The organism is Paenibacillus sp. 01T422, from assembly GCF_056398785.1.
The window spans coordinates 1-6,416 of record NZ_JBFTQB010000327.1; the positions used below are offsets into that span (position 1 = coordinate 1).

The 6,416-nt window shown below is 47.8% G+C and carries 6 protein-coding genes and 1 pseudogene; 4 read left to right on the forward strand and 3 right to left on the reverse strand.

The window, feature by feature from the left end:
* Window positions 1–864: hypothetical protein (locus AC1DUA_RS18730; protein ID WP_477501211.1), on the forward strand; the 864-nt coding region annotated here is incomplete at its 5' end.
* Here AC1DUA_RS18730 and AC1DUA_RS18735 read toward each other — a convergent pair.
* Complete coding sequence (locus tag AC1DUA_RS18735) at window positions 848–1,015, reverse strand: hypothetical protein (RefSeq protein ID WP_477501212.1); 168 nt, start codon at window positions 1,013–1,015, stop codon at window positions 848–850. The two genes, AC1DUA_RS18730 and AC1DUA_RS18735, sit on opposite strands and share 17 nt — an antisense overlap.
* Before the next feature lie 122 nt (window positions 1,016–1,137).
* Here AC1DUA_RS18735 and AC1DUA_RS18740 point away from each other — a divergent pair, with 122 nt between their 5' ends.
* From AC1DUA_RS18740 to AC1DUA_RS18750, 3 genes are all read left to right on the forward strand, one after another.
* On the forward strand, window positions 1,138–1,704 hold the full coding sequence (locus AC1DUA_RS18740) for an RNA polymerase sigma factor (RefSeq protein WP_477501213.1): 567 nt from the start codon (window positions 1,138–1,140) through the stop codon (window positions 1,702–1,704).
* Window positions 1,691–2,980, forward strand: coding sequence for a hypothetical protein (locus AC1DUA_RS18745; protein WP_477501214.1), 1,290 nt, complete (start codon window positions 1,691–1,693; stop codon window positions 2,978–2,980). Before AC1DUA_RS18740 ends, AC1DUA_RS18745 begins: the two co-directional genes overlap by 14 nt.
* 140 nt (window positions 2,981–3,120) lie before the next feature.
* Window positions 3,121–4,500 carry a hypothetical protein gene (locus AC1DUA_RS18750; protein ID WP_477501215.1) on the forward strand — a complete coding sequence of 460 codons (1,380 nt, stop codon included), beginning with the start codon at window positions 3,121–3,123 and terminating at the stop codon, window positions 4,498–4,500.
* An 86-nt stretch (window positions 4,501–4,586) separates the two neighbouring features.
* Here AC1DUA_RS18750 and AC1DUA_RS18755 read toward each other — a convergent pair whose 3' ends face one another.
* Together AC1DUA_RS18755 and AC1DUA_RS18760 are read right to left on the reverse strand one after the other, a co-directional pair.
* Window positions 4,587–6,104, reverse strand: a complete 1,518-nt coding sequence (locus tag AC1DUA_RS18755) for an HD domain-containing phosphohydrolase (RefSeq protein WP_477501216.1) — start codon at window positions 6,102–6,104, stop codon at window positions 4,587–4,589.
* Window positions 6,105–6,214: 110 nt separating this feature from the next.
* Window positions 6,215–6,416 (reverse strand): annotated as a pseudogene (locus AC1DUA_RS18760) (hypothetical protein); the annotation flags it as partial.

The following is a 6,416-nucleotide window of genomic DNA, read 5'->3' on the forward strand; positions in this document are numbered from 1 at the left end:
GAAGAGGACGGGTTTCCTTTGCCAACACATTCCACTCCCAGATGGACAATGGCTGCTGTCAGAAGGTTCGATATTATCTATGCCCAGCGACGCAACCCCTATATGATTGCCTGGTGGTCGGCTTCCTTGTATTCGTTTAGCGGCAATTTCGCGATGGCGAAGCAAGTTTTGCATCCTCAGTGGCTATTCGGTTATATGTTTATCTATTTCTTTGCGATTTCCAGTTTCTTGAGAAAAAGAGACCGCTCATCGCCGCCTATTGTTCGTTTCTTTTTCCTGGTCTTGGGCAGCTTTATAACAAGCACATTTGGCTTGGCTTTTATGGAATTCTATGGTGGTGGATTTATCTCACCTTTTCTCACTTCTATGAAGCGCTTATGGCTCTCATGGATGATAGGCACGTTTGAGCATTGCACGGAGCTGGAGCAAGCTTTAAGCATGCTGGAGCACAGAGGTATTCATCCGAGCCGTATTCGCCCTGTCCTCATGGATGCCCATGCGGATAAATCATTATCCATTGTTGATCAACGCTTTGATCATACCGCTAAATCCATTGAAATTGGCTTTGCCAGCGCAACAGCCTGCAGTGTCTTGGGGATCAGCCTAGGCTTCATCTTAGAATGGGGTCCTATAATTTGGGGACTTATCTACGGTTTTGGCGGCTTCCTGCTTGGGTTTGGCATCGGACTCATCATCAAATCCAAACATCGCCTCTCTCATCAGAAGCATAAATTCCCCGGAGTTACGGTTCTTGTTCAGTATCTAAATGAAGAGGAAGCTGCGCTCATTCATGAAACTTTTTGGCGTTACAAAGCTATTACAGTCGGTAAAATCGAGCGCCAACACGCTAATTCTGCACTTTAAACGGCTGAACAACACGACGGAACCCTTCAGCCGTTTCAGCCCGGCGGATGAACAGCGTCCGATATTTTATATAAAGGAACCATTCTCTTCCCCAGCGCAAATCTCCTCTAGATTCCGACCTATCTCTCTCTTTCTCCAAATTTAACTTCATTCTCCGACTCTTGCGGCCATAACCTTTCGAATTATATAGGCATGGGATTGTGCCGTAAAATTTTTTGGGCGTTTTGCGAACTTTTTCTACCTTGCAAGCGTCTAATTCAGAGAGGTGAGAGAATGGAGACGACCGGTGTCCATGTATTTGAGTATTTAAAGTACGTATCTGAAACGACAGATCAGAAAGCAATTCTTCGCAATTTGATGGAGACCTATGGAAATGACGTTTGGAATTATGCCTTCAGCATTTGCCGCAATGCAGATTTAGCTGATGATATTGCCCAAGATGCCTTCCTAAAAGTTTATCGCAATCTTACTACATTCCGCGGCGAGGCTTCGGTTAAAACCTGGCTTCTTACGATTACACGCAATACAACTTATGACTATTTACGCAAAGCTTTCTGGCGCAAAGTTACGCTTGTTGGATTCATTCAATCTGCAGGCACATCGAGCTCCGCCGAAACAGAAGCGATGGAGAAATTATATGCTAGCGACATTTGGAAAAAAGTCATTTCCCTTCCTCCGAAATATAGGGAAATTCTAATTTTGCATGCCCACCATCAGCTCTCAACGAAAGAAATGGCGTCTATTCTTAATATTTCGGAGGGAACCGTTAAATCACGGCTTCATCACGCCAGACTTAAGGTGGTCAAATTGAAGGAGCGTGAGGCTCTTGAACAATCCTGATCCGGATGATTTACGCAAACAATTGGAATCAGGACCGCTTGAACGCCCCGGCTTTACTTCCAAGCTTCAGCGTGACATTGAAGAAGCGGTTGAGCGCAAAGAACGATCGAAGCCAAGGATCAAGCCCGTGCTTTGCTTCGCAGGCGTCGGCGCGGTCGTGGCCGCAATCTTGCTTTTCCCTTGGAATACGCTACATACCCAAAGTGATGCCGCACCTGCGACAGATGCAGCGGTCACAGCAACAGCAGCGTCCTTAAGCCTCTCTCCTGCGCCGATTACCACGGCTCTGCTGATTGGCTTAAGAACGGAGCATGAACCTGCCAATGAGCCGGGGCGTGCACTGAAAGCCATGCGCTATAGTACCTATCGCACAATGCTGATCGCACCAGTTCGCGGGAAGCTGCAGAAAACGTCCGAAGGCACGGGGATTCTGATGCCTTATAAGCAAAACTTCTGGAAAATCGATTCGCTGGTCCATCGAACCAAAACGGATGAGTTCCACTATTTATCCGCACACTTGGCGGATCAACCCGTGAAGCCGGAGGCTTTCCCAGATCTGGAAACCGAGCAGCTCAATCGGACAGAAACCCTGCTATTTGCAGGCAATCAGTATGTGTCTATTGCCGAGTCGGAACAGACCTTGCGAGGCGGCGCGCCCTATCAGGCGGATCGCATCTGGGTCCGCACCCTGCCGCAATTAAAAGAAGGGCACACCGTGCAATTCTATAACAAGCCGGTGGACAAGAATCATGTGTCTATCGCCGATGTCTATGGCACTAACACGAATATCAGCGGCGTGCTCGGAAGTATATCGAGCAGTTTGCACGGCGAGGTATCTGGCCAAAGCTGGACCGTTCAGCGCGAACCGGGCCACTGGGTTGGCAAGGTCGCCGAAACACCGCGTGTTACGACCGCTGCGGCAGCACCAGACAGCTACGCGCTGCATGACTTCCCGCGAGAGTTGCCCGATAAAGTCGTCAACCACGACGATCTATGCTGCAACTGGAACGGGATTCAGAACTCTTGGCCGCAAGCGACCGACGCTCTGACTTCACCAATGAACGATATGCTCGTCATCTTTGAAGGCGGCAAGCTGAAGTTCTATCCCTACGGTCAGGCACCAGGCAATGATCCGCAGCTTATGCTTGATCTGCTCCCCGGCGAGCAGCTTGTCATGGCGCAGTGGGCCACAGATCATTACGTCGAGGAATGGATTGATAAGGTTGGCCGATATTTAGCACCAGAGACGGATGTGCATGCGCCGTCGATTGAATAAACAGATCAAGGGACCATTCTCCAGTTACTGGGAATGGTCCCTTTTTTTCATTATCATTTGCTTCATGTCCTGAATACAATATTACAGCTAAATACCTAAGCCTAAAGAACTTAAGGACGAAGGGATGACGATAAAGGACAATGAAAAGATCATATAAGCTCACCGAAATCGCTGGCAAAATCGGAAAACCACGTGCATCCGTAATCGAATGGTCAAATCACTTTCGCGAATTTCTTCCGATCGTGGCTGTTGACGGATCACTCAGGTACACAGAAGAAGCTATCGAAATGTTTCGGGCTATTGCCAAAATGAAGGATGCCAATAAGCCACTTAAATTAATCAAAGAACAGTTACAGGAAATGCGTGAGAAGGAAACTGTCGCAACTCCCAAAGAAATACACTCAACGTCTCCAGCGTCCCCTACTCTTACTAGTTCCAATTTACCTCCGCAAGCTGTTAACAACACGAACCCGCAATTTAGCAATGAAACTATCGAATTACGTAATTCGGTACAGCTTCTGAAGCAAAAAATAGAATCGAATAAAACACCAGAGAAGTTAAAGGACTACGCCGATAACCTTGCTCAAAAGGCTAATATAGCTTCAATTGCGGCAGGCAAAGCTTCCTCCCCTGTTATGGATCACTCCAACTTTCAATTCGACCTGTTAACGCATAAATTCACAGAGCTAAGCGCCATCGTCCATTCTCTCATGCAGAAGGTCATAAAAACGCCAGAACAAACAAGCAGTGAAGAAAATTTGATAACAACAGTTGAAGCATTAAATACGCAATATCAGAGTGTTTCGGATGAAATAGCCGATCTGCGCAATGAAATCAAGAGTCTCGCACAAGCACAAGCACAACCCGAGGTTTCCGAGACGGATCTCAAAGGTGACATACTTTCCGCTGCAACGGAGCTGCTGAACCCACAATTCGAGGGAGTTTCGGAAGAAGTACAGAAGCTAGGCAACCGCTGTGATGCCCTTACGGAAGAAGTAACGGAGCTGAGCAGCATCAATCAGATTCTCGTTAGTAAGATAGCTGAGCTAATTGAACAGGACATTCGAAGTGAGGTTGCTACAACAATTGAACTCCTGCACAGGCAATTTGAAGGGGCTTCTATTAAAGTAAAGGGACTTCAGAATGTGATTCATATCATCCAGCAACAGATCAAAGCAGCTTCCGAGCAAGATATCAAAGGTGAGCTACTTATTGCCACAACGGAGTTACTGAACCAGCAGTTCGAAGGTTTTGCCGGGGAAGTTACAGAACTGAAAGAGGCTGCAGGGTCTCTCATGAAACGAGATGACGTCATTTCTGATGAAGTCACTGAACTCCGTCAGGCGATCCAAATTCTTACTCAGAATGTGACTACGATGATAGAACACACCAACGATAAACAGTCTGAAATGGAAGAAGAACTAAACAAGAAGTACGATGTCATGTTTCAAAAAATGAGTGCACAGCAACGATTACTTGATAAGATTGCCGAATTCCTAGGCTATCCGGTCATTAACTAATCGTCATTGATTGCATAAATAATAGAACTTTCACGCAGCTAGCTGCTAGCGGGCTCTATTATTTATGTATTTGCTGTTTCATGCGATCAGCTTACATTTGAAGTCGTTTTCATAGGGTGCGTGCTCATGAACACATCAATAAACATCTGCGCATATCGGGGATCCCACTGCGTCCCCTTGCCCTCCGCGAGAATGGCCATCGCCTTCTCGACAGCCATCCCCTTCCGATAAGGACGATCGGAGGTCATAGCATCGAACGCATCGGCTACCGCTATGATGCGACCGAATTCCGGGATTTCCTGGCCTTTCAGGCCGTCCGGATATCCCTTGCCGTCATAGCGCTCGTGGTGCGAGCGCACGCCTGGAAGCAGCGGCGCCATCGCCTCCGCTGGCTCAATTTGCTTCAGAATCGATTCGCCCAGCACCGGATGCAGTTTGATTTTCTCAAACTCCTCATCCGTCAACCGGCCTTCCTTCAGCAGTACATTGTCACGCACGCCTATCTTCCCTATGTCATGCAGCAGCGCTGTTTTCTTCAATAGATCAAGTTCCTGATCGCTTAAAGCCACAGCTTTCCCAATCAGAAGGGAGTACTGCGCGACGCGTGTGGAATGCCCCGCCGTATAAGCATCCCTGGCATCAAGGGCAGCAGCTAAGGTGGAATAATAGCTCTGCAGTAGCTGATTATTCATGCTCTCGCGCGCTTCAAGCCCTTTGACCATATGATTAAAGCCCGCAACCAATCTTGAAAATTCATCCGAATATAAATCCGAAGCCCTAACCTGCAAGTCCCCGGATTGCACTTCCTTCATCGCCCGGTACAAGTCCCCGATAGGCTGTTGAATATCTCTAGCCAGCATGCGTGCCCCAAGTGACGAGAATCCCACTCCCAGCAGCAAAATGATGCCCGCCCATTTCCAATAATCCACCATAAAATCAGACGATTGCGAAATAAGACGAATTTGCGTCGCTAAGCTGAAGAGAAACAGCGGCATCGTTCCAATCAGGAACGCGCTCAGCTGGAATTTACGCTGAATGGAAACAATTACGCGACCATCCAAAGAGACATCCTTGCCGTAAAGGCGCTGACCTACCTCACGTATATGTATAAGTACCGGCCTGATCGCCTGGGCTGTCGTGAAAAACTCAAGCAAAGCATGCATGCTAGCCACAAGCACAGCACCGATTCCGGCAAGCCCAATGTAATAGGCCGGCAGTGAAAGCCAACCCGTCGCAATCCCGATGGACGCCATCGTCATGGCTGGGATCGATAGGCCAAGGAAATGCGGACCCAGAATTCGTTTCACGGAGAGCGCTGGAAAGCGGTGAGTTTGCAAATAAGCGTCCCGAATGGCCGCTAAATCAGGGGACTCCTGTTCCAGCAGAGCCCGAATGGGCTGCATGTGCCGGCGAAACACCAGCAGCTCCGCCAGCATCATTACACCAAGGGAAATGGTCATAATGAAGAAAATGCGCACCATTTCTGCATTCGAAATTGATAATGTCGTTGAAATAATGACCCCGCCAACCACAACAACAGCAATCCCCGAGCCTATGATATAGTTGCGGATCAAATCTCGCAGAAACCTTTGGTAAATAACCATGATGGATGCCTCATTTCACTCTAAACTTAGTCCCTATTGTATAGCAATTCGACCTTTTACGCTTATAAAAAATGCCCTCAGCCCTAGGGGCCAAGGACAATCGATTAGATTTATTCTGTTTCTTTATTCAAATTAGCCGCAATGTCCTTGCCAAGGAAGGCACGTGCAAGCTCTGTCACACTCTGGCCTGTTAATGTCTGAGTAATTTCAGGCACTTGGGCGATCATTTTGACAATATCGCCTGTTATCTTGTTCACGCCGGATGTTGCGCCGTCTTGGGAGATCACCGTGATTTTGTCCACGTTGCTCAGT